The 20,587-nt window shown below is 53.4% G+C and carries 17 protein-coding genes and 3 pseudogenes; 9 read left to right on the top strand and 11 right to left on the bottom strand.

Translation table 11 applies throughout. The annotated features are described in order from the left end of the window. The 4 genes and pseudogenes from CUC53_RS00455 to CUC53_RS00470 all read left to right on the top strand — a co-directional run. A partial coding sequence (locus tag CUC53_RS00455; RefSeq protein ID WP_201796697.1) for a vitamin B12 dependent-methionine synthase activation domain-containing protein occupies positions 1-1,506 on the top strand: 1,506 nt, incomplete at its 5' end. Positions 1,507-1,705: 199 nt separating this feature from the next. Continuing rightward, entirely contained in the window at positions 1,706-2,602 is an 897-nt protein-coding gene (gene rimK, locus CUC53_RS00460) for a 30S ribosomal protein S6--L-glutamate ligase (protein WP_100292340.1), read from the top strand. 717 nt (positions 2,603-3,319) lie between these two features. Beyond that, positions 3,320-3,448, top strand: a pseudogene (locus CUC53_RS18760) (hypothetical protein); the annotation flags it as partial. 302 nt (positions 3,449-3,750) lie between these two features. Then, on the top strand, positions 3,751-4,623 hold the full coding sequence (locus tag CUC53_RS00470; protein ID WP_157798169.1) for a 2-keto-4-pentenoate hydratase: 873 nt from the start codon (positions 3,751-3,753) through the stop codon (positions 4,621-4,623). Between the two features lie 115 nt (positions 4,624-4,738). Here the strand turns inward: CUC53_RS00470 and CUC53_RS19095 are convergent. The 3 genes and pseudogenes from CUC53_RS19095 to CUC53_RS00495 all read right to left on the bottom strand — a co-directional run. After that, positions 4,739-4,912: pseudogene (locus CUC53_RS19095) on the bottom strand (ATP-binding protein); the annotation flags it as partial. Positions 4,913-5,432: 520 nt separating this feature from the next. Further along, complete coding sequence (locus CUC53_RS00485; RefSeq protein WP_100292344.1) at positions 5,433-6,755, bottom strand: hypothetical protein; 1,323 nt, start codon at positions 6,753-6,755, stop codon at positions 5,433-5,435. 140 nt (positions 6,756-6,895) lie between these two features. Next, positions 6,896-8,017, bottom strand: coding sequence for a hypothetical protein (locus CUC53_RS00495; protein WP_100292345.1), 1,122 nt, complete (start codon positions 8,015-8,017; stop codon positions 6,896-6,898). An 816-nt stretch (positions 8,018-8,833) separates the two neighbouring features. Between CUC53_RS00495 and CUC53_RS19100 the strand changes: the two are divergent. Then, a pseudogene (locus CUC53_RS19100) lies at positions 8,834-9,052 on the top strand (PAAR domain-containing protein); the annotation flags it as partial. Positions 9,053-9,241: 189 nt separating this feature from the next. Continuing rightward, positions 9,242-9,790 (top strand): hypothetical protein, encoded by a 549-nt coding sequence (locus CUC53_RS19105; RefSeq protein WP_236757834.1) that lies wholly within the window; start codon positions 9,242-9,244, stop codon positions 9,788-9,790. Between the two features lie 42 nt (positions 9,791-9,832). Here the strand turns inward: CUC53_RS19105 and CUC53_RS00505 are convergent, their stop codons facing one another. The 3 genes from CUC53_RS00505 to CUC53_RS00515 are packed head-to-tail and all read right to left on the bottom strand — an operon-like array spanning position 9,833 to position 12,380. Continuing rightward, on the bottom strand, positions 9,833-10,567 hold the full coding sequence (locus tag CUC53_RS00505) for a hypothetical protein (RefSeq protein ID WP_157798170.1): 735 nt from the start codon (positions 10,565-10,567) through the stop codon (positions 9,833-9,835). Continuing rightward, the gene (locus CUC53_RS00510) at positions 10,477-11,715 is read right to left on the bottom strand and encodes a sensor histidine kinase (protein ID WP_100292348.1); all 1,239 of its coding nucleotides are present in this window, start codon (positions 11,713-11,715) and stop codon (positions 10,477-10,479) included. Before CUC53_RS00510 ends, CUC53_RS00505 begins: the two co-directional genes overlap by 91 nt. Continuing rightward, positions 11,712-12,380, bottom strand: coding sequence for a response regulator transcription factor (locus CUC53_RS00515; RefSeq protein ID WP_100292349.1), 669 nt, complete (start codon positions 12,378-12,380; stop codon positions 11,712-11,714). The genes CUC53_RS00510 and CUC53_RS00515 overlap by 4 nt, the downstream gene beginning before the upstream one ends. Positions 12,381-12,467: 87 nt before the next feature. On the opposite strand from CUC53_RS00515, the gene CUC53_RS00520 reads away from it, so the two are divergent. Continuing rightward, positions 12,468-12,893, top strand: coding sequence for a hypothetical protein (locus tag CUC53_RS00520; RefSeq protein WP_100292350.1), 426 nt, complete (start codon positions 12,468-12,470; stop codon positions 12,891-12,893). A 106-nt stretch (positions 12,894-12,999) separates the two neighbouring features. Continuing rightward, a complete protein-coding gene (locus CUC53_RS19110; RefSeq protein WP_236757832.1) occupies positions 13,000-14,298 on the top strand; it encodes a DUF5666 domain-containing protein in 1,299 nt (432 codons plus the stop codon). Positions 14,299-14,486: 188 nt separating this feature from the next. On the opposite strand, the gene sodC is transcribed toward CUC53_RS19110, so the two are convergent. The 3 genes from sodC to CUC53_RS00540 all read right to left on the bottom strand — a co-directional run bounded on the left by sodC (position 14,487) and on the right by CUC53_RS00540 (position 17,191). Continuing rightward, the gene (gene sodC, locus CUC53_RS00530) at positions 14,487-15,005 is read right to left on the bottom strand and encodes a superoxide dismutase [Cu-Zn] SodC (protein ID WP_272896739.1); all 519 of its coding nucleotides are present in this window, start codon (positions 15,003-15,005) and stop codon (positions 14,487-14,489) included. Between the two features lie 55 nt (positions 15,006-15,060). Continuing rightward, complete coding sequence (locus CUC53_RS00535; protein WP_100292351.1) at positions 15,061-15,564, bottom strand: ankyrin repeat domain-containing protein; 504 nt, start codon at positions 15,562-15,564, stop codon at positions 15,061-15,063. A gap of 112 nt (positions 15,565-15,676) precedes the next feature. Continuing rightward, the gene (locus tag CUC53_RS00540; RefSeq protein ID WP_100292352.1) at positions 15,677-17,191 is read right to left on the bottom strand and encodes a catalase; all 1,515 of its coding nucleotides are present in this window, start codon (positions 17,189-17,191) and stop codon (positions 15,677-15,679) included. 304 nt (positions 17,192-17,495) lie between these two features. Here CUC53_RS00540 and CUC53_RS00545 point away from each other — a divergent pair, with 304 nt between their 5' ends. Next, positions 17,496-19,481, top strand: a complete 1,986-nt coding sequence (locus CUC53_RS00545; protein WP_100292353.1) for a bifunctional 2',3'-cyclic-nucleotide 2'-phosphodiesterase/3'-nucleotidase — start codon at positions 17,496-17,498, stop codon at positions 19,479-19,481. A 120-nt stretch (positions 19,482-19,601) separates the two neighbouring features. On the opposite strand, the gene fghA is transcribed toward CUC53_RS00545, so the two are convergent. Next, positions 19,602-20,450, bottom strand: coding sequence for an S-formylglutathione hydrolase (gene fghA / locus CUC53_RS00550; RefSeq protein ID WP_100292354.1), 849 nt, complete (start codon positions 20,448-20,450; stop codon positions 19,602-19,604). After that, positions 20,401-20,587, bottom strand: a 187-nt coding sequence (locus tag CUC53_RS19115; RefSeq protein ID WP_236757833.1) for a hypothetical protein, incomplete at its 5' end; no start/stop codon positions are given. The genes fghA and CUC53_RS19115, both read right to left, overlap by 50 nt.

Below are 20,587 nucleotides of genomic sequence, written 5' to 3' on the forward strand. Positions count from 1 at the left end.
GTGATGAAGCGGGCGGTGGCCTACCTACAGCCCTATATCGAAGAGGAAAAGTCGGGCGGCTCCAGCAATGGCAAAATCGTGCTCGCCACCGTCAAGGGCGATGTGCACGACATCGGCAAGAACATCGTCGGCGTGGTGTTGCAGTGCAACAACTTCGAGATCATCGACCTCGGGGTCATGGTCTCTTGCGAGACTATTCTCAAGACTGCACGGGAAGTGGGGGCCGACATCATCGGCCTGTCGGGCCTGATCACGCCGTCGTTAGATGAGATGGTGCACGTAGCCAAAGAGATGGAACGGCAAGGCTTCACGCTGCCGTTGCTGATTGGCGGTGCCACCACCTCCAAGGCGCACACCGCAGTCAAAATCGAGCAGAACTACTCAGAACCCGTGGTCTATGTCTCCAACGCATCCCGTGCGGTGGGGGTAGCCCAAAGCCTGCTCAGCCCCGAACTCAAGCCAGCGTTTGTCGCCCGTATCGACAAAGAGTACGAGATCGCCCGCGAACAACATGCCCGCAAGCAGCCCCGCGCCAAGCCGGTCAGTTTGGCGCACGCCCGCGCCAACCGCCACCAGCTGGACTGGATTGGCTACCAGCCGCCCAAGCCCCGCGAACCTGGGGTTCAGAAGTTCGAGAACGTGCCGATTTCGGTGCTGCGCCCCTACATCGATTGGACGCCGTTTTTCTTAAGCTGGGAGCTGGCGGGCAAGTATCCGCGGATCCTCCAAGACGAGATCATTGGCGAGGAGGCGACCAAGCTGTTTGCCGACGCCAACGCCATGTTGGATAAGCTGGAACAGGATCAGAGCGTGCGCTGTGCTGGGGTGATCGGTCTGTTCCCTGCCAACGCGGTGGGCGACAGCATCGAGGTCTACAGCGACGAGTCGCGCCGCGAAGTGAAGAAAGTGCTGCACCACCTGCGCCAACAGAGCGAGAAACAGGGCTTCCCCAACTACTGTCTGGCGGACTATGTGGCGCCGAAAGAGAGCGGCCAGCCTGACTGGATCGGCGCCTTCGCGGTGACCGGTGGCATCGGTGAAGAGGCGATCGCCAAGGCCTACAAGGCCGATCTCGACGACTACAACGCCATCTTGATCCAAGCGGTGTGCGATCGCCTTGCCGAGGCCTTTGCCGAGTACCTGCACGAACAGGTGCGCAAAGTGCACTGGGGTTATGCCCCTGCTGAAGCCCTCAGCAACGAGGAGCTGATCCGCGAGAACTATCAGGGCATCCGCCCGGCGCCCGGTTATCCGGCTTGCCCCGAGCACACCGAGAAGGGGAGCATCTGGGAGCTGCTGGAGGTGGAGCAGGCCATTGGTATGCAGCTGACCGAATCCTACGCCATGTGGCCGGGGGCGGCGGTGTCGGGCTGGTATTTCTCCCACCCCGACAGCAAGTACTTCGCGGTAGCGCAGATCCAGCAGGATCAGGTGGAAGATTACGCCGCCCGCAAAGGGATGACGTTAGCCGAGGCCGAGCGCTGGCTAGCGCCCAATCTGGGCTAACCATGACCTTGCCAGTCGCCCATCTGGCCGCCTAACGGCGGCATCATCAGGCGGCAGGTGCGGCGGCTGAACAGTCGCGCACCGAGCCGCCCATTCGCCGCTTACCATCAGAATAAACAATTGGCGTTGTGTTGGCGCCGTGGCACCTTATACTCTCCCGCCTTATCCAGCCGAGCCACAGCCTTCTAGCGGAATTATCATGAAGATCGCCATTTTATCCCGTGAACCCAACAACTACTCCACCCGCCGTCTGGTGGAGGTGGCACAAGCCCGTGGTCATCAGGTCGAGGTGCTCGACACCTTGCGTTGCTACATGAATATTGCCTCCCATAATCCGTCGATTCACTACGAAGGACGGGAGTTGGCGAGCTATGACGCGGTGATCCCGCGGATCGGCGCCAGCATTACCTTTTACGGCACTGCCGTGCTGCGCCAGTTCGAGATGATGAACACCATGGCCCTTAACAGCTCAGTCTCGATCAGCCGCTCCCGCGACAAGCTGCGGGCGATGCAGCTGCTCTCTCGCCATGGGATTGGCCTGCCCATCACCGGTTATGCCCACAGCACCCACGACGTGCCCGATCTCATCACCATGGTGGGTGGTGCCCCGCTGGTGGTGAAGTTGCTCGAAGGCACCCAAGGAATTGGCGTAGTACTGTGCGAAACGCAAAAAGCTGCCGAGAGCGTGATCGAAGCCTTTATCCAGACCAACAACAACATTCTGGTGCAGGAGTATATCCGCGAGGCCAACGGTGCCGATATTCGCTGCTTAGTGGTCAACGGCAAAGTCGTGGCCGCGATGCGCCGCCAAGCCCAGCCGGGCGAGTTTCGCTCCAACCTGCACCGTGGCGGATCGGCTGAAGCGATCAAGATCACCCCAGAAGAGCGGGCCACAGCGGTGCAGGCGGCCAAGATCCTCGGGCTGGATGTGGCCGGGGTGGATATTTTGCGCAGCGCCCGTGGCCCCTTGGTGCTAGAAGTGAACTCCTCCCCCGGCTTGCAAGGGGTCGAAGCCGCCTCCGGCAAGGATGTGGCCGGCAAGATCATCGAGTTTCTCGAACTTAAAGCGAGCCGCAAAAACAAACCAGCGGAGTGAGCCTCGGGCTTGCATCGATCAGATAACAACAGGGCGCCAGCGGGCGCCTTGCTTGTATCTGGTTTGTCGTGGTCACCGCAAGCAGTACTCGCTGGCAGGGACGTTTCGGTGGCCACCCTGCCCCTTGCGGGAGCCATGTTGGGGATAGGGGATTATACCTTGCAGGGGTTGGCGCAGGCGTAGGGTGCAATAAGCGGAGCGCATTGCACCGCTTGTAGACCGTAGATACGATTAGCCATCAGGCGTAATCGGACGTTTGCTTGTGGAGCCTTGCTTGGCTTTGGGGTGTTTGATGCGGCTGCGCCGCTTGGGATGCGAGGCCGTTGGCCTCGACGGGTTTCGCCTGCTCTTCGGGCTGGGGCGAGTGACGTTGGAAAGACCCAACGTCACCAAAGGTCTCCTCCCCCGCCAACCCGACCGCTGCGCGGTTTCCCTCGGGTCTCTCGCCAGGTCGGACGGACCGCCGCACACGGCACGTTGGTCTACCCCATCCATGGCTTTGGCCAAAGCCCGCTTCGAGCATCCTTGTTCTCGCGCCAAATAGGGGTCGAGCAGTGCTCGCCCTATTCCGATTTGGCCCATGCCCCGCTGCGGCTGCGCCATCATCCCTGATGGCGCTCCTAACCCTGCGCCTTCCCCTCGGCGGGTTGGAGGGGGCTGGGCACCGATCTATTGGCCGTTACGCGGCGCTCAGAATGGAGGGTGTCCCAGAATTGTCCGAAATTCGGCGAAGGGGTGGTACTCAATTTCGAAGGGGTCGGCCAGCAGAGTCGGGTGCAAATCCAGTTCGACGACGTCGGCGCCAAGTGGCTGGTGACGGCATATGCCAGATTGGAAGCGCTCTGATTATTCTCACCTTTTGATGCAATCAACCCAGCTTAGGTTGGGTTGTTATAAATGGAGTCACAGTAAAATTAAAGAAGATGTACGCAACCGATTATGAAATAGCAGACCCCAAAAGTGCTTGGGGGTACAGGCAGCCTGCGGTGGTGTTTGCAGAGTGAAGAGCGGCGGCTTAGCATTGCGCTTCGGACTGAAATCTACCTAGAATGCGCAACGCAAGGGAGCAGTAGTGAGTGCTTGAACGATGCTGCTCGGTTGGCAGTTACGACTCAAAGTTTGAAATTCAATTAATGTGGAGATGTGGCATGGGCACTGAGATGTTGAAACACTGGCCGCGATATACGCTAAGCGCGATCGCCATTTTTCTAGCTAGTGCGGCACACGCATGCCCAAGCGATAAAGTTATCAATGACTATTTGACCGCGTTTCGGCAGGCGAAACCGGCGGCTGGATTTGGTGAAAATCTTGATATGGCTTCGGCGCTTTGTGCGCAGCAAAAAGTCGTGAGCGCACTCACTTCAGATTTCGGTGCTGTGGTTGGATATAAGGCAGCGTTTACCAGCAAAGCCTCGCAAGAGCGTTTTCAGATCGACGGTCCATTGATCGGGTTCATGTTCAAAAATGGCATGCGCCCAGATGGATCTAAAGTTGCCGTCGATTATGGCGCAAGACCAATGATGGAGGCCGATCTTATTGCAGTTGTTAAAAGTGCTGACATCCAGAAGGCAACAACTGCGCAAGAGGCATTGAACCACATTGAATCATTTGTACCCTTCATCGAGCTGGTTGACCTCGCTCTTGACACTAACGTGAAAATGGACGCACCTACCATTGTTGCAATCAATGTTGCGCATCGCGGTGGCGTGCTCGGTAAACCAGTGAAGATTGAAGACGCTCGCGCCATGTTCGCTGCCCTTCCTCAGTTGACGATTGTTACACGTAATGCTGATGGCGTCGAAATGGCGCGAGACCGTGGTGAGTCGATGCTTGGAAATCCTGCGAATATCATTCTATTTCTGGCTCAGGACCTCTCGAGACGCGGCATCAAGTTAAAGGCCGGTGATATGTTGAGCCTTGGCTCTTTCCCTGGGCCTCAGGCTATCAAAGCAGGAACTAACGTGACGGTTGCCTACGAGGGTTTGCCAGGAAATCCATCTGTTAATGTGACGTTTGAATGAAAAAATCTGGGACACCCACCTTTCTGACACTCGCTGGCAGGGACGTTTCGGTGGCCACCCTCCCCCTTGCGGGAGCAACGTCAGGGATGAGGGGGTTATGCCTTTTGCTGGGGTTGGCGCTGCTCATTGCTAGCTGAGCGCTAAATACGCCATTCTCAAGCTGGGTGTCTATCTGCCAACCCAGCTTCTCGCAGATCCGCTGAATGATGGTAAGGCCGCAGCCGTAGCCGAGGATCTGATCCGGCTGTGCCAAGGTCGGGTTACTGATGGTCAGCACCGGGCCACAGAGGAGCGTGGGTTCGATTAGCCGTCAGGCGTAATCGGACGTTTGCTTGTGAAGCCTTGCTTGGCTTTGGGGGTTTGATGCGGCTGCGCCGCATGGGACGCGAGGCCGTTGGCCTCGACGGGTTTCGCCTGCCCCGAGTGAGCGGAACGAACGGCCTTGAACCGTTTGTTAGGTGGCAACACACTGCTTGTTACCTGCCGAAGCTGCATGCTAAAGCTTGGATGCCACCACGATAACGGTACTCGGACTCCTAATAGTGCGTGTCATTGATCTCTGCGAACTCGACATCAGGGCCAACCTCATATTGATGATTGAACGGTCTGCGCAGAATGACGAGCAGGTGGCACCTTGGAGGCCACGCCGAAATCTGCTGTATTTGATTCCAAAGCGCCAGTTCCGCGTCAAGGATCTTCTTAAGTGGCTCTGAGAGGAGTTCAACATTCATATTTCTTTGACGCCTAACACCGGCATTTGCGGCTGGTTTGGAGCGCAGCGGAAAGCCAGTCCGACAACATGCGCTTTGTTAAATGCTTGATATAAGGAGTTTGAGATCAAACCCATTAAACTTATGATTTGGCCAATGATCTACAACCAAGGCGATTGTTTTATCCTCAACTTTCTCAGAATATGAATTACAACCTGAAATAGCACTCTTCATCTCATCGGATAAAGGTAGGCTTAAGCTAGAGATACTCAAAGCTTCTGCCATAGCTTCTAACTTTTCACATGCCTGATGGGTTCTGGAAGCATCATTCACGTTCACTTTAAGCTTCAGTACTTTTGCAACATCTTCAGAACCTTCAACATAATAAGCGATATTATCCGGGATCATACCATCGCTAAATTCTTCCATTGGGGATGATGCAAACCATTCTTCTTCGAAAGATCTATTATATAATCCAGTGCTCAACCCTTCATTTACGAGAAATTCTTTGGCTTTGTAAGGGCTCCAACCTTGCTCTTTTGGTACTTCCTTTGGATTTTTCTCAGAATATCTCACTTTAAATATATATTTAAAGGTATCAATCAGATCCGAGTGTGATTCTATGTTTGCTTTGGCGACTTGAAATGACCATCGCTCAAGCAGACTGAGCCGAACATTAAACAATATAAATGCATAGAGTTTAGCCGCATATCTATGGAACCGGCTCTTTATTGAAAACCTAAGACGAACAAAGACCTGCTCATATGTTGAATAAACCAACATAAATAAAACGAATGGTAAGTAACAGAGAGCCAGCAATGGTGGAACAAAGAAGTCGTATGCAGTTTTTTCTTTCCCAAACTCACCAAAATCGGTCATTAACATGTACAAAGTGTAAACAATTAAGACTACCCCGAAAGAAGATAGGCAATATTCTAGAAAAACCTTTACCTGATGATGTTTTCTGTCGGTTTCAGCAATAGCTATCATAACTCCCAATAATGCTAAAACAGGAACTAGCAGAACCTCGACCCAAAGAGAGAGAGTATATACACCAACGACAAATTGAAGAATCGCTAGTAGTTTCAAGTTATCTAAAACTGAGTGCTTGAAAAAATGCTTATCTTGTTTGATTTTTTCAAGCTTAAATAGCGACATGAAACCAACAGAAACACACCAAAAAACAGTATTTTTTAGCTGTTCAAAATTCCATAGTTCCAACTCAGAAAGCCAGCAAATGACAATTGCCATGTAAGCAACCATCAAACAAAGGACGGACATTATTTGTCTAACAAATAAAGTTGCCAGGACGCCTTTGAAGGCATTTCTGACCTCCGCCATTTTCGAGGAAGAAAAAATGTAAACCGAAATTGCCAGAAGCCATAACGCAATTGCAATTTCTCGATTATTTAGAATATCCACGAGCTTCCTTGGGCATCTAACGCCCGCTTAAGGGGCAGACAACGCTACTACTAACTTTCCGCATAACACCGTAATCACAAAAGCCAACGCATAGTAAAAATGCTACGCGTTGGCTGTCCCTCTTGAAGCGTTTGTTAGGTTTATTTTTCTCTAATTTTCACAAATTTTAGAAAGTCAGAGATAAGCTCAGATGCACCTTCTCGCACTTTGGCAATATCACCTTGCACTTCAATCACACCTGATTCTTTTAGTAAAGAATAAACTCGATAGCTATCGAAATAAGCTCTCCTTTCAGATCTTTTATAACTAGGATTTTCTGCATAATATCTTTGTTGTAAATAGTACGCTTCTCGCTGCTCATCAGAAAGATACTTTTTGGACTTTTCAACATAAGACACCAAATTATTTTCATCTGAAATGAAGGTACTTATTTTTTCGATATCGCTTACACCACCACTCAAGTACACGTCAAAAATGTAATCTTGAACCTCTTCACAGGCTGTAAATTCCATTTCTTTATACTTTTTAAGTATGCGCTTTCTGTTAAACTTAGATATGAATTCGGAAGTTATAATTATAGGCACAAATATTAAAGCCAAAGAAAACATGAAGCCAAAGAAATACAGCGGAACTCTAACAATTTTTACCCATAGACCACCAGAAAAAACCTCACTCCAGAATCCTACTTTCTTTTCTTCATTTAGACGTTCTATTTTTAGATCTTTCACACCTGCTATCTTTCCAACCATGGAAAATCTAGGGCGTGTACTATTTTCATGTAGTAATAATATTTTGAATATATAGCTATTACCTTGATCTAAGATGACTTCAGGTAAAACTACCTTTGATTCATGAAATGAAATTAAAGCCCTATCTTTCAAATAGTCACTTGACGATGAAATCAGCTCGACTTCCATTATCTGAGCATCTTTAACAACAATCGCTACTGGGTATTCTGAATCGTAATATTCCTTTAGCAGAGAGGAACCTCCATCATTTTGGACTCTCACACTGACTACCGAGATTGTCTTATCTAAGCTCTTTATATCGATGTCACCCCAGAGAACTTTTAATTCCTTTACGTCTTCTTTAAAGGAAAGAACATTTGTTTCACTTAATATTTCGGTGGTTAAGTAAGGGGTTTCCACCTTAAAAAATTCTGTATAAATGGTTAAACTACCGAAGAAAACGGCTAAGACAAAACCAAACAAAGACCATGAAAATTTGCTCTCCAAATTATTCAATGTTGATATAAAACTCAATTTTTTCTCCTATAAACCTAACAGTGATTAGATGGAAGGCGGTACTAATCCATTAGCAGAGCATTCCATCTAACTCCGTAACATTTCAATCGCCGCCAAGTAAAAATTATTATTAAATCATAATATTACAGATTACATCAGGTGTCCGTGCGTATTCGCTTGACTTCTTCTTTTTGCGCCACCATTACGACTGTATAAAAAACAGTGCATGGGTTGCTCATAGAAAGCGCTGCCAAACCACACCTGCGTAAACAGCTCAGAAATGAATATGAGGCTGTCACCATGTTGAGTGGTTGATCCACTCGTTTATCAATGCCCTCCGGCAAGGCTACCGCCCCTGAATTTCAGCCTCAAGTCTGCTGCTGTTAACCTGCGATGTTGCGTAGGCTGGGCTCATGGGTGACTCCGACGAGGCGGTTGCCAAACGGACATGTTAGCGCGTCGTGCTGAATAGGGAAGCGGGAAGCGATGGTTTCCTGAGCAAGATCAATAAATTAATAACTGAAATTAGGACTGTCACCATGTTGAATGGGCGGCCAAGATCCTCGGGCTGGATGTGGCTGGCAAGATTATCGAGTTCCTCGAACTTAAAGCGAGCCGCAAAAACAAACCGGCGGAGTGACTTCCGTTTCGGATCGGTCAGATAAAAACAATGCCAGTCAGTTAAGTCTGACTGGCATTGTTTTTATTGGTTTTTTTGCACGGTGTCGCTATGACCTTGCCTTTACGTAGCGGCATAATTGGTTTGGCTGACGCCATCCGCTTATTAGCCAGCCGCAATAACCACACAACAAATGAAATAACGGAGATTCGCAGATGCACTACGGCATAGGGATCGGCTCAAAAACCTCGACAGGGGGTGAGGTGGTCGAGGGTAATTCATTCATCATATTTGATGGCATGGTGGCCAGTTCCATCGGGCACATGGCGACTTGTAGTGTCTGCAAGAAGGGGAGCGGCCCCATCGTCGGGGTGGGGCCACGAGATTGCACATTACCGGCAGGGCCTGCGGCGAGAGCAGGTGATTACGTGGCATGTGGCTGCCCTCCGGGAACCAACGTGTTACTCCCCAGCGGGACGATTCAGATCGGGACGCATAACGCGGCGCAATCCTCCGCTATAAGCACTGCCCCGCAACCAGCCCGATATACGGTCACCATTTATACGGCAGCACCTGGGACACCGCTAAGAGACTCACCGAATGAACCGTCAGGAGCGGGCCATATGTGGTTTGGCATAACAGCGATAGATAGTGGACTATCTGGAGACGAAAAATCGTACGGTTTTGGACCTAATGAAACTGGAATACGTGGACCTGGTCATGTTGCTAGATCGGATAGCCGAAATTATATTTCCCCCTATTACGCCAGAACTATGGAAATAACCAAAACGCAATATGAAAAGCTCTATGAATTTGGCGAGATTGCTATTAGTGGAGATGAAAAATACTTTAGCTTATATTATTTCGGCACCCATAATAGTTGTATTGACTTCACTAATGCAGCGTTACGTTTTGCTGGGTTGAATCCCACTTATATAAAACCCGCAGTAACCCCAAGCAGAGCAGATCCTGTGCCGTATGAAGATAACGATTATGAGGGTAAGCTTAAGGTGCTTGATAATATACCCAAGGTAAAACAAATTCCGGCTCCGTTCCCTAATAGTGAATTAAACATGGAGCGTTATAACAAAATGCCAGAAAGAACCGCCATACAGCGTTTGTTGCTCACGCAGCAGGGGCCTGACGGTAAAACCGATGGAACTACGGTCTAATATGATGACTAAGGCTGGTCAATCTCAGCCTTAGTTACTATCTTATTTGTAAAAGCGCGGACTTATTTCTATAAAAAACTTTAAATCATCATGATTTATTTCTGGTCTATCCCATAGAACGGTCATTTTAAATCTATATTGACCGTAGCCCTGTTTTTTTTCCAAATGAAATAAAAATGAATTTATATATGCATCCGAACTATCAAACCTCTTTATTTCTTTTTTAATTATTGATTCTGACAAATCATTATTTATTTTGTATAACTCTATATTAAATATGGGGGTTTTATCTTTAATTTTTGGATTTGAATCATTTCCAAATATATTGTGAAAGCTAATTTTGTTGCCTTCGTAGTTACTATTTTTCATTTCAAGTGAAATGCCTGTCAGTGGCTCACTGGTTGGAAAGAGATATAACAATTTCTCCTGCGGCAGTGGTGTTAGCCAAAAGACGTAATCAACCGACGCGCCCTTTTCGTGTAGCGCGATAGGGATCAGAATGGGCTCTGACCTACGTAGGGATTTTGGCGACAAGAAAAAATAGGGATCATCGGTCTGTGGCTTCATCCAGATATAAAGCGATGAGCCGCCAATCCCGAGTAGGATGCCCATCACCAACAGCAGTTTTTTCATTGTTAATGCACCTTGTTCTTTTTGCGTAACATACCAACGTTTTAAATTGACGCTCAATCTTTGATTGCCTTGCTGGGGTTGGCGCTGCTCATTGCTAGCTGAGCGCTGAACACGCCATTCTCCAGCCGGGTGTTTATCTGCCAACCCAGTTTCTCGCAGATCCGCTGAATAATAGTGAGGCCACAGCCGTAGCCAAGGATCTGATCCGGCTGGGCCAAGGTCGGGTTGCTGATGGTCAGCACCGACCCGCACAGCCTGATGTCGATGTGCCCCTCGGCATAACTCAGGGCATTTTTCAGCAGGTTACCAAGGGCGATGGCGAGCAGCGCAAGGGGAGCCGCGACGTCACTGTCATCATCAAGCTGTAAACGAATATCCACCATCTCTCGCAGCAGCAGTGGCGCAAGCCGGGTGAGCTCTTGGCGGATCAGCGGGGCGACCTGTTGCGGTGGGTATTCGACAACCTCTTTGCGACCGAGCAGTAAGAAGGTTTCGGTGAGCAGCGCCATCTCATCGGCAGCGGCGCGAATACGGGCAGTAGCGCGGACAGCTGGGGCGGGTAGCCCATCAATCTTACCCAGTAGGGCCGCCGAGCCCAGGATCACCATATTAGGGGTGCGCAGTTCATGGCTGGCAAAACGACTGAACTCCTGCTCGCGAGCAAAAACAGCAGCCACCTCTTGCTTACCGGCCAGCAACGCCAGCTCGATATCCCGCAGCTCCTGCCATGGCGCATCGGGAATAAAATCCGCCTGATCCGGGGTAAGATGGCCCACCCGTTGCTGCAACCGTTGCAGCGGCATGGTGATCAAACGCACCAGCCAGACGCCAAACCCCAAACAACCGAGCAGCAGGGCCAAGCCAATCAGCCGCGTGACCACGTGCAGTTGATCTTCATACACATCGAGGTAGTCATCGGCATCGTCGTTGAACACCAGATAGATCAGCCCCGCGCCAGAGGGGTGGGGACGCACCAAAAAGTGCTTATCTTCATCGCCGAGTTGATGCTCGAAAAAACCGGGGGTGAGGTAAGGCTTCAGCCACTGGGGCAGATGGCCCGCGTCGGTCCAGTAGCTAGAAAACTGGCGGGGGCTAGGGGCAGCAGCGGCCGAGCCAAGACGCAACCAATCATCGCTGTAACGGGTCATTTCCGCTTCTAGCCAATGGCGCAAACTGAGCTCTTCCATCTTGTGCTCGACTTCAATCATCAAGCCCGAGAGCAGCACCAGCAGCACCACACCGGCGCCCCCCAACACCAAGATCAGGCGATGGCGCAAACTCGGCAAACTCATCGGGCGACCAACCGATAGCCCTGACCGTGCAAGGTTTCCAACATCGGCGTAGCGAAGGGTTTATCGAGCGCGTTGCGCAGGGCATAAATGTGACTGCGCAGGGCGTCGGAGTCCGGCTCCTCATCGCCCCAAACGCTATCGAGCAGCTCTTGCCGACTGACGATCGCAGGTGCCCGACGCACCAGCAGAGTGAGGATCTGAAACGGGATTTTGCCCAGCTTAAGGGGGATACCAGCGCGCGTAGCCTGACCTCGACTGTGATCAAGGGTCAATTCGCCCACACAAATGGCCCCTATGTTGCCACGGGGGCCACGCAACGCGAGCGCCTGTAAGCGCACTTCGAGCTCTTCCATGGCGAAAGGTTTGATCAAATAGTCATCACCACCTGCCCGAAAGCCGGCCAGTTTGTCATCAAGACTGTCGCGTGCGGTTAGGAACAGCACCGGTGTCGCAATGCCCTGTTCACGCAAACGGGTGACGGCACTCAGGCCATCAAGGCGCGGCATCATCACGTCCATGATGATCACATCGAAGCGTTGCTCGGCTAACAGCTGCAGCGCGGCTTGACCGTGATAGGCACAGTCCAGTTGATGTCCTGCCAGCTCCAGATAATCCATGATGGTTTCTGCTACCTGAGGATTGTCTTCTACCACTAAAATCTTCATGCTTTGCCCTCCTGACCTGCGATCTTTCACGGTCCTTTCACCGCCGATTTGGCATGTTGTGGGTCAGTGTAACCTCGAGGCTCCCTAATGAAGAAATCGCAGCGTTTACTGTTGCTACTCGCGCTCCTGATGGTGCCTGTTGTTCACGCGACCTCCTTACCTGAATTTGAGTTAACTGGGCGCACCTCATGGCAACTTGGCCAGCTGATGGTCAATGGCATTCCCTTTGTGATCGACCAGCAGACCCGCTTTAAAGGGGGACTGAATGAAGATGACTTAGGGGGGACTTGGGTCGATCTGGAGGGGGTGGTGCAAGACGGTTGGCGTTATGTGCGGGAAGTGGAGGCCATCGACGAAGGGGACGAAATGGAGCTGGAAGGCCCCATCGAGCGGGGACGGATGTGGGGTTACAGCACCTCAGACGATAGCTTGGCCCCCTTTGAAGGGCGTTGGTTGGAACTTGAATGCAGATTTGACGGCATGCGCTTAAGCCATTGCCGTGAAGATGACTAGCCGGATGGTCCCAGCATGAGGTGGTGAGGTTTTTCACGCTTGTTTCACAGCACGTCGTCCATCTTGCCGCTCGGTAAAACCAACGTGAAACACGGAACTCAAAAAAATGACAAATAAAATAACAATGAAGCAGTTGGCAGCCCTCTTTCTCATGTCTGGGCTCAGTGCCTGTGGCGGTGGCTCTTCGGAAGGGGGGAGTGGTGAACCGACGCCCCCTGCCCCAGTCAACAGTCGCGTCGTCAGCGGTGCCATTGAAGAGGTGAATGCAGATCGGGTGCGGATCAATGGCCAGTGGTTCAACATCAGCAACGCCGCAGTAGCATATGCCAACGATGTCTGGAGCGAGCCACTCCAAGCGGGGATGGATGTTGATATCGTCGCTCGGGCCGCTCAAGCCGATCGTATCACCCTCAATCCCTTGCTGACTGGGCAGTTGCAGTCAGCAGGAACCAGCAATGGCGCGGCGCGCTGGCAAGTCAATGGTGTGCCACTGACTCAGGTTGACCAAGCAGCCAGTGCCGGCAGTTGGGTCATGGTATTTGGTGACTACGACAGCCAAGGGGCGGTCGTCCCCCGCGAGCTCTCTTCCCTCAATAGTCGCCCGGTCTGGATCGAGGTAGAGAGCCGAGTGCAGGGTCATGACAGTAACGCCCAGCGTTTCAACCTAGGGCAGATCCAGGTCAATTACCAAGGGGCTCAAATCGAAGACGGTCCCATCCAAGAAGGACGTTGGGTCGAGGCGTTTGGTCGCCTCGAAGGTAATGTGCTGCAAGCGACCGAGCTGGACTTTGCGGAGCTAGACAGCCTGCCTGATGAGAGCGAAATAGCCGGTCACGTACAGTTTTTTGATCTGGCCAGTGGCTTACTGGAGCTCGATCGCCAGCGGCAAATCAGGGTAACCGGCCAAACCCGTTTCGAAGGCGGCACCTACGCCGACTTGCAACGCGGGGCCAGAGTGGAAGTAGAAGTGCGCCGCAGCGGGAGCGAGCTTATCGCCACCGAGATCGACCTAGAGGGTAAGCGCCAACCTATCCTCACCGCAGGACAACAGTTCAAACTCGCTGGATTGGCAAGCTGGGATGGCGAGCAGTTGACCATCAACGGTATCCCCTTCTTGCTCGATGGGGTGACCCGCTTTGAAGGGGGACTAAACCAGAGCACGCTGGGCGGGCGTTGGGTAGAGCTGGATGGCATCGTCAATCAGGGAATGAATCTGGTGCGCGAAGTCGAGCCCGATGTGCAGGATGATGAGCTCGAATTAACAGGAACGGTCAGCGCAAGTGATAACAGCCTGTGGGGCTATCACGCCGCAGATGGTTCCCTGCAGCGCTTCGCTGGCCAATGGGTGGCCCTCGATTGTGATTTTGACGGCAACGTCGTGAGCAACTGTCGCCGTGATGATTAAGCGGTGGGGATGATTAATCCGATCTACGCGGGTTGAACCCTTTCCTACTCATGCCGTCGCCATTGCCCTAACCATGCCCATGCTTGTCGATCGTTGCCAAGCATGGGCTTTTTATGGGCCTCACACTGATCATCTCTCACCACCCCTCTCCTTTGGCAGGATATTCTGCTGGCTGACGCCGTGGATCGTTACGGGATCACGCCACACACCATGCGGGCGCCGCCACCACCTAAGGGGGCTGGATGATCGGCATGGTTATCACCACCGGCATGGATCATCAATGCTTTGCCGCTTAACTCTTTCAAGGTAAGGCGTGGCGATAGCACGGGTTGGTCGGCGCTGCCGGCATTATCAACATAGAGCGGTGGCAGGTCTCCTCGGTGGGCGTTATCTTGCCAAGGCGCTCCATGGCGACCCGTTTGCTGGGGATCATAATGACCACCCGCAGCCCCGCCTAGCACCTTCTGCCCGTCCTTGACACTGCTGTCACAGCTGCCATTGGCATGCACATGAAAGCCATGCAGACCCGCAGGTAGACCGCTCAAGGCCGGGGTAAACACCACACCGTAATGGTTGTCGGTCAGGGTGACCAGCCCGACCTCAGCCCCGCTGGTCAAGTCCTGCATCTTGACGGTGACAGCCTGTGCCCCAGCGCTGGCAAGCAGCAGGGTGGCCAGCATGAACTTATTCAAACGCATCTTGTACATGATCTCTCCTTGACGTTATGTCGTGGTATACAGCCAGAAAATAGAGGGAGCAGCCTTATTTGGCGCTGTTCTCTAATGCCTTAAAGCGTTCCCCTTGGCCAAACCGCTCGGCAAACTGGGCGGCGGTCATGGTGGCCTTGTCAGTGATCTCGCGGTTATCGCTGGGCTTGCCGCGATCACAGTCGACAGCATACAGCACCTTGGCGATACGCCACTCTCCCTTAATGATGGCGCCCATTAAGGCGGTATGGCCACGCTTGTCCCGTAAACAGGCATTCGCCCCCTGTTCGAGGAGCAACTCCACCGCCGCCATCTGGCCCTGATAGGCGGCAATCATCAGCGCGGTATAACTCTGGTCATTACACTCATTAACCGGAAAACCCGCCACCAAAAACTCATTAAGTACGCTCATTTCACCGCTGCGAGCGGCGGCAAAGAAGTAGCCTTTCAAGCTGTCTAGCGTCGCTTGCGGAGCGTCAGCGGCCGGTTCTGCTTGCGCCGAACTCGCCACGCCAAACAGCATCAACAGCAAGCTGAGCAGCGTACGGTTGCCTTTCATGTGCGCATCCTGTGATGCCTGCGGGGCCTCGCTCATGATTGCAGGCAGGAGCAAGTGGGCCCCACAGGACTTACCTGGTTACCCCCGCCACCTGCCTAGCGGGGGGGAGGGATCAGAGCTGGGTCGCGATCTGTTTGACCCGCTGCTCGTCACCTTTAACAGCGCGTGTAAGGGCGATGCCGTAGTCACTGTCCGCCTTGTAGAAGTGCGCCAGCATCTTGTGCTTCACTGCGTTATCGCGCACTGCGCCCAAATCAGCAGCCAGATTGCGGACCAGATTGGCCTTCCCTTTGCTATCGAGGGCGCGATAGAAATTACCCGCTTGGCTGAAGTTATCGGTCTTCTCGATCCCCAGCTGCTGCACAGTGCCTTGCAGCGGTGTCGCCACGGCGCGAGCCTGCTCTAATACGGCCTTCGGCGCTTGGCTGCTGGGCTCGTAGTTGACGTTGCTCTGGGTGTTACCCATGTTCATGGCGCCATCTTGGTTGTTGCTGATCACCGCCACCAATGGTCGGTTGACCGGTAACTGCTGATGATTAGCGCCAAGGCGATAGAACTGGGTATCGCTGTAGGCGAACATGCGGCCTTGCAACAGCCGATCTTCCGATGGCTCGATACCGGGCACTAGGTTCGCGGGGGCAAACGCCGCTTGCTCGGTCTCCTGGAAGAAGTTATCGGGCATCCGGTTAAGGGTCATGGTGCCGATCTTCTGCTCTGGCACCCCTTCCCAGATTTTGGTCGGGTCGAGCGGGTGATAAGTGAAGTCATTTAGCTGAGTCGGTTTGATGATCTGGATCGCCAAATCCCATTTGGGTGCATCACCCGCCTCGATCGCGCCGTACAGATCGCGGGTCAGGTGGTTGAAATCTTGGCCCTGCACCTTAGCCACTTGATCCTGATCTAAGCTGCTGATCCCCTGCTGACTGCGCCAGTTGAACTTGACGTAGTGCACCTCTCCCTTAGGGTTGACGAACTTATAGGCATGTACGCCGAACCCATCCATTTTGCGATAGCTGGCCGGCGTACCGAGGTCGGAATAGACCTGAGTCAACATGTGGGTAGAGGCCGGATCTTGACTCATGAAGTCAAACACCCGATTAGGGTCTTGCATGTTGTTAACCGGGGACGGTTTAAGAGAGTGCACCATGTCTGGGAACTTGATGGCATCACGAATAAAGAACACCGGTAAGTTATTACCCACCAGATCCCAGTTGCCCTGATCGGTATAAAACTTGGTGGCGAAACCGCGTGGATCACGCAGGGTTTCGGGGCTGTGCAGACCGTGGATGACCGTCGAGAAACGGACAAACACCGGGGTCTTTTTCCCTTTTTCGGCAAACAAACTGGCGGAGGTCAGCTCTGGAATGGCGCGGGTCACCTCAAACTCACCGTAAGCACCGGTGCCACGGGCATGGACCACCCGCTCAGGGATACGCTCACGGGCGAAGCGCTGCAACTTTTGGATCAGATGGACATCTTGCAGCAGGGTTGCACCGTTTGGGCCTGCTGTAGTGGAGTGCTGGTTGTTGCCGACAGGGGCGCCATTGTCACGAGTTAATACCTCTGCGTGAACCTGCAAAGTCAAGCCAGAAGCCAAACCAATTGCTAATTTTGTCACTGTTTTCATTATTTTATCCTTATCTATGAACTCACTCCTACCTGCGAGCTCTAGACTAGGCGGTCATCTCATTCTGAAAAAGCGATTAAATACGATTGTATCGTTCTTGATTTACGATTACTTAACCGCATTTGGGCGGCAACAGCCCCGACTCCCCGCGCTGACAGGCTGGCGGCAACTGGTTTGCTTGGTGTCGCCGCCTCTTATTAACCCATCACGTCTTAGTCCGGAATGTTAACGACCTCACAGCCATCACCAGGTCAGATCGCTAGAATGCCGCGCCCTAGCATTCTGATAAAAAGAGACTAATTCCATGAAAACCACCCTCAAACTGAGTGCGGTAGCAGTGATGGTGCTGCTGTCCGGTTGTAACCAGAATGATGAGCCGACGCCGGGAGATGTCTCCCTGCGGTTGATGGAAACCTCCGACATTCACTCCAACCTGCTGGGCTTTGACTATTACCAGAACAGAGTTGACCGCAAGCTGGGTTTATCCCGCACAGCGGTGTTGATCCACCAAGCTCGGCAAGAGAGCCCCAACCACCTGCTGATCGACAACGGCGACCTGATCCAGGGCTCACCGCTGGCGGACTTTATCCATGAGCAGCAACTCAGCCAGCAGTGGCTGAGCAAACAGGCCCACCCCGCGATCAAGGCACTCAACGCCCTCAACTATGACGTGGGTAACTTGGGTAACCACGAATTTAACTTCGGCCTCGATTTCCTCAGCGCCACCTTGCAAGGGGCCAACTTCCCTTATGTCAACGCCAACGTGTTCCAGCCCGATGCGTTTGATGAGCAAGGGGCCATCGACTGGCGTAAACAAAAATTCACCCCCTATGTGCTGCTGGATCGTCAGGTCAAAGACAGCAATGGCAGAACCCAGACCATCAAGGTGGGGGTACTGGGTCTGACCCCACCGCAGATCAGCGATTGGGACAAGCTCAACCTGCAAGGCAAGGTGGTGGTGGCCGACATGGTAGACACCGCCCAACACTACGTACCGGAAATGAAAGCCAAAGGGGCTGACATTGTGGTCGTGGTGGCCCACACCGGCATCATTGGTGGTGAACGGCAGGCGATGATGGAAAACGCCGCCCTGCCGCTGGCCAAGGTGGCGGGGGTCAATGCCCTGCTGCTTGGTCATGCTCACCGCACCTTCCCCGGTGATTACCCCAATATCGACGGGGTGGATAACGACAAGGGCACCTTGGCCGGGGTGCCAACCGTGATGCCGGGCGTGTGGGGTAACCACCTAGGGATCGTCGATCTCAAACTGAGCTGGCGGGATGGCCGCTGGCAGGTGGTGTCCAGCCAGTCGCAGTTGCGGGCCATTGATAGCAGTGAAACCAGCGTGGAAGATCCGGTGGTGGTTGATCAGGTCATCGCTGACCATGAGCAGGCCAACCAGTGGCTGGATGAAGCACTGAGCAAGATCACCCAGCCGATCCACAGCTTCTTTGCCCTGGTGCAGGATGACACCTCGATCCAGATCGTCAGTGATGCCCAGCTGCGCCACGCCCGCAAACTGCAACAGGACGGCGTACTCAAAGAGGCATGGCCGATCCTCTCCGCCGCTGCCCCGTTCCGTGGCGGGCGCAATGGCCCTGCCGATTTTACCTATGTGGCGGCAGGCGACATCTCGCTGCGCAACGTGGCAGATCTCTACGTGTTCCCCAACACCCTGCAAGTGGTCGCGGTCAATGGCGCCACGGTACGGGAGTGGCTGGAGCGCAGCGCCGTGCAGTTCAACCAGATCGACCCGACCAACAGCGCAACCCAGTGGTTGGTCAACGAGCGCTATCGCACCTTTAACTTCGATGTGATCGACGGGGTCAACTACCAGATTGATGTGACCCAACCGGCCCGCTACAACCTAGAAGGTAACAAGGTGAGCGACAGCTATCGCATCACCAACCTGACCTATCAGGGTCAGCCTATCGATCCGGCGCAGATGTTCTATGTGGTCACCAACAACTACCGCGCCAGTGGTGGTGGCAACTTCCCGGGGGTTAACGCCCAAGCCATCGTGCATGAAGATCAGTTCGAAACCCGCGAGGTGCTTGCCGACTACCTCAAGGAGCTGGCCGCCAATAACCCGGGGGGCTTTGCTCCCCCAGTTAACGACAACTGGCGTCTGGCCGACCTGCCGAGCAATCTGGATCTGCGTTTCTACACCTCGCCACTGGAAGAGGCCAAGGCGGTGGTGGGTCAGCGGGCTCGCTACCTCAGCACCCAGCCAGCCAGTGAGAGCAAGTACCCCGGCTTTGCGGTCTATCAGCTAACACTGGCGCCGTAAGCCGCGCTAACGACCTCACCAATAACAACCCCCTCCAACCGCGAGGGGGTTTTGTTTATTGGGACGAGGTCTGTGGCGTAGCGCCGGCTGCCCCAGCCTTGGCTGAAGCACCGGGAGTGCTCAGAGATAGCGAGCGTGAAAACGCAGGTGCGTCTCGATAAAGCTCGCCACGAAGTAGTAGCTGTGGTCATAACCCTCGTGGCAATTGAGCGTCAGCGGCCAACCGCTACTGGCAGCGGCGTCGATCAGCGCGTCAATCTGCAGCTGTTCGCTGAGGAAGGGATCGTCTAGCCCCACCTCCACCAGCATGGGAAGTGGCTTGATCTCAGGCTTAGACTCATAGCGGCGCAGCAGCTGGCAGGCATCCCACTCCTGCCACTGCAGCGGATGGCTGCCAAGGTAGGCACTGAACGCCTTCTGTCCCCATGAGCAGCGACTGGGATTGCTGATGGGGCTGAACGCCGACACCGAACGATAGCGGCCCGGTTCGCGCAGGGCGGCGATCAGCGCGCCATGGCCACCCATCGAGTGGCCGCTGATGGCGCGGCGGGTCGAGACCGGAAAATAGGTCTCGATGATCTCGGGCAGCTCGCGGGTCACGTAGTGATACATCTGATAGTGCTCGCGCCAAGGACTCTGGCTGGCGTTAATGTAAAAGCCCGCCCCCATGCCGAGGTCATAGCTAGGATCGTCGGCAACCCCCTCACCGCGCGGGCTGGTATCTGGCACCACTAACGCGATGCCGAGCTCAGCGGCAATGCACTGGGCGCCCGCTTTCTGCATAAAATTTTCATCGGTGCAGGTGAGACCGGAAAGCCAGTAGAGCACCGGGACTTTCTGGCCACTGAGGGCCTGCGGCGGTAAATAGATAGCAAAATTCATCTCACAGCTGAGCACGCTGGCACGGTGGCGATAGCGCTTATGCCAGCCGCCGAAGCTCTTGTTGCTGCTGATAATCTCCAAATTCATCGAAGAACTCCTGCACCCCGCCCACGATGACGGGCGGGGTGATCATGCTCAGTAGTGAATAACGGTGCGGATGCTCTTGCCTTGGTGCATCAGATCGAACGCCTCGTTGATCTGCTCCAGTGGCATGGTGTGGGTGA

The sequence above is a fragment of the Aeromonas cavernicola genome (genome assembly GCF_002795305.1).
GTDB classification, from domain to species: domain Bacteria; phylum Pseudomonadota; class Gammaproteobacteria; order Enterobacterales; family Aeromonadaceae; genus Aeromonas; species Aeromonas cavernicola.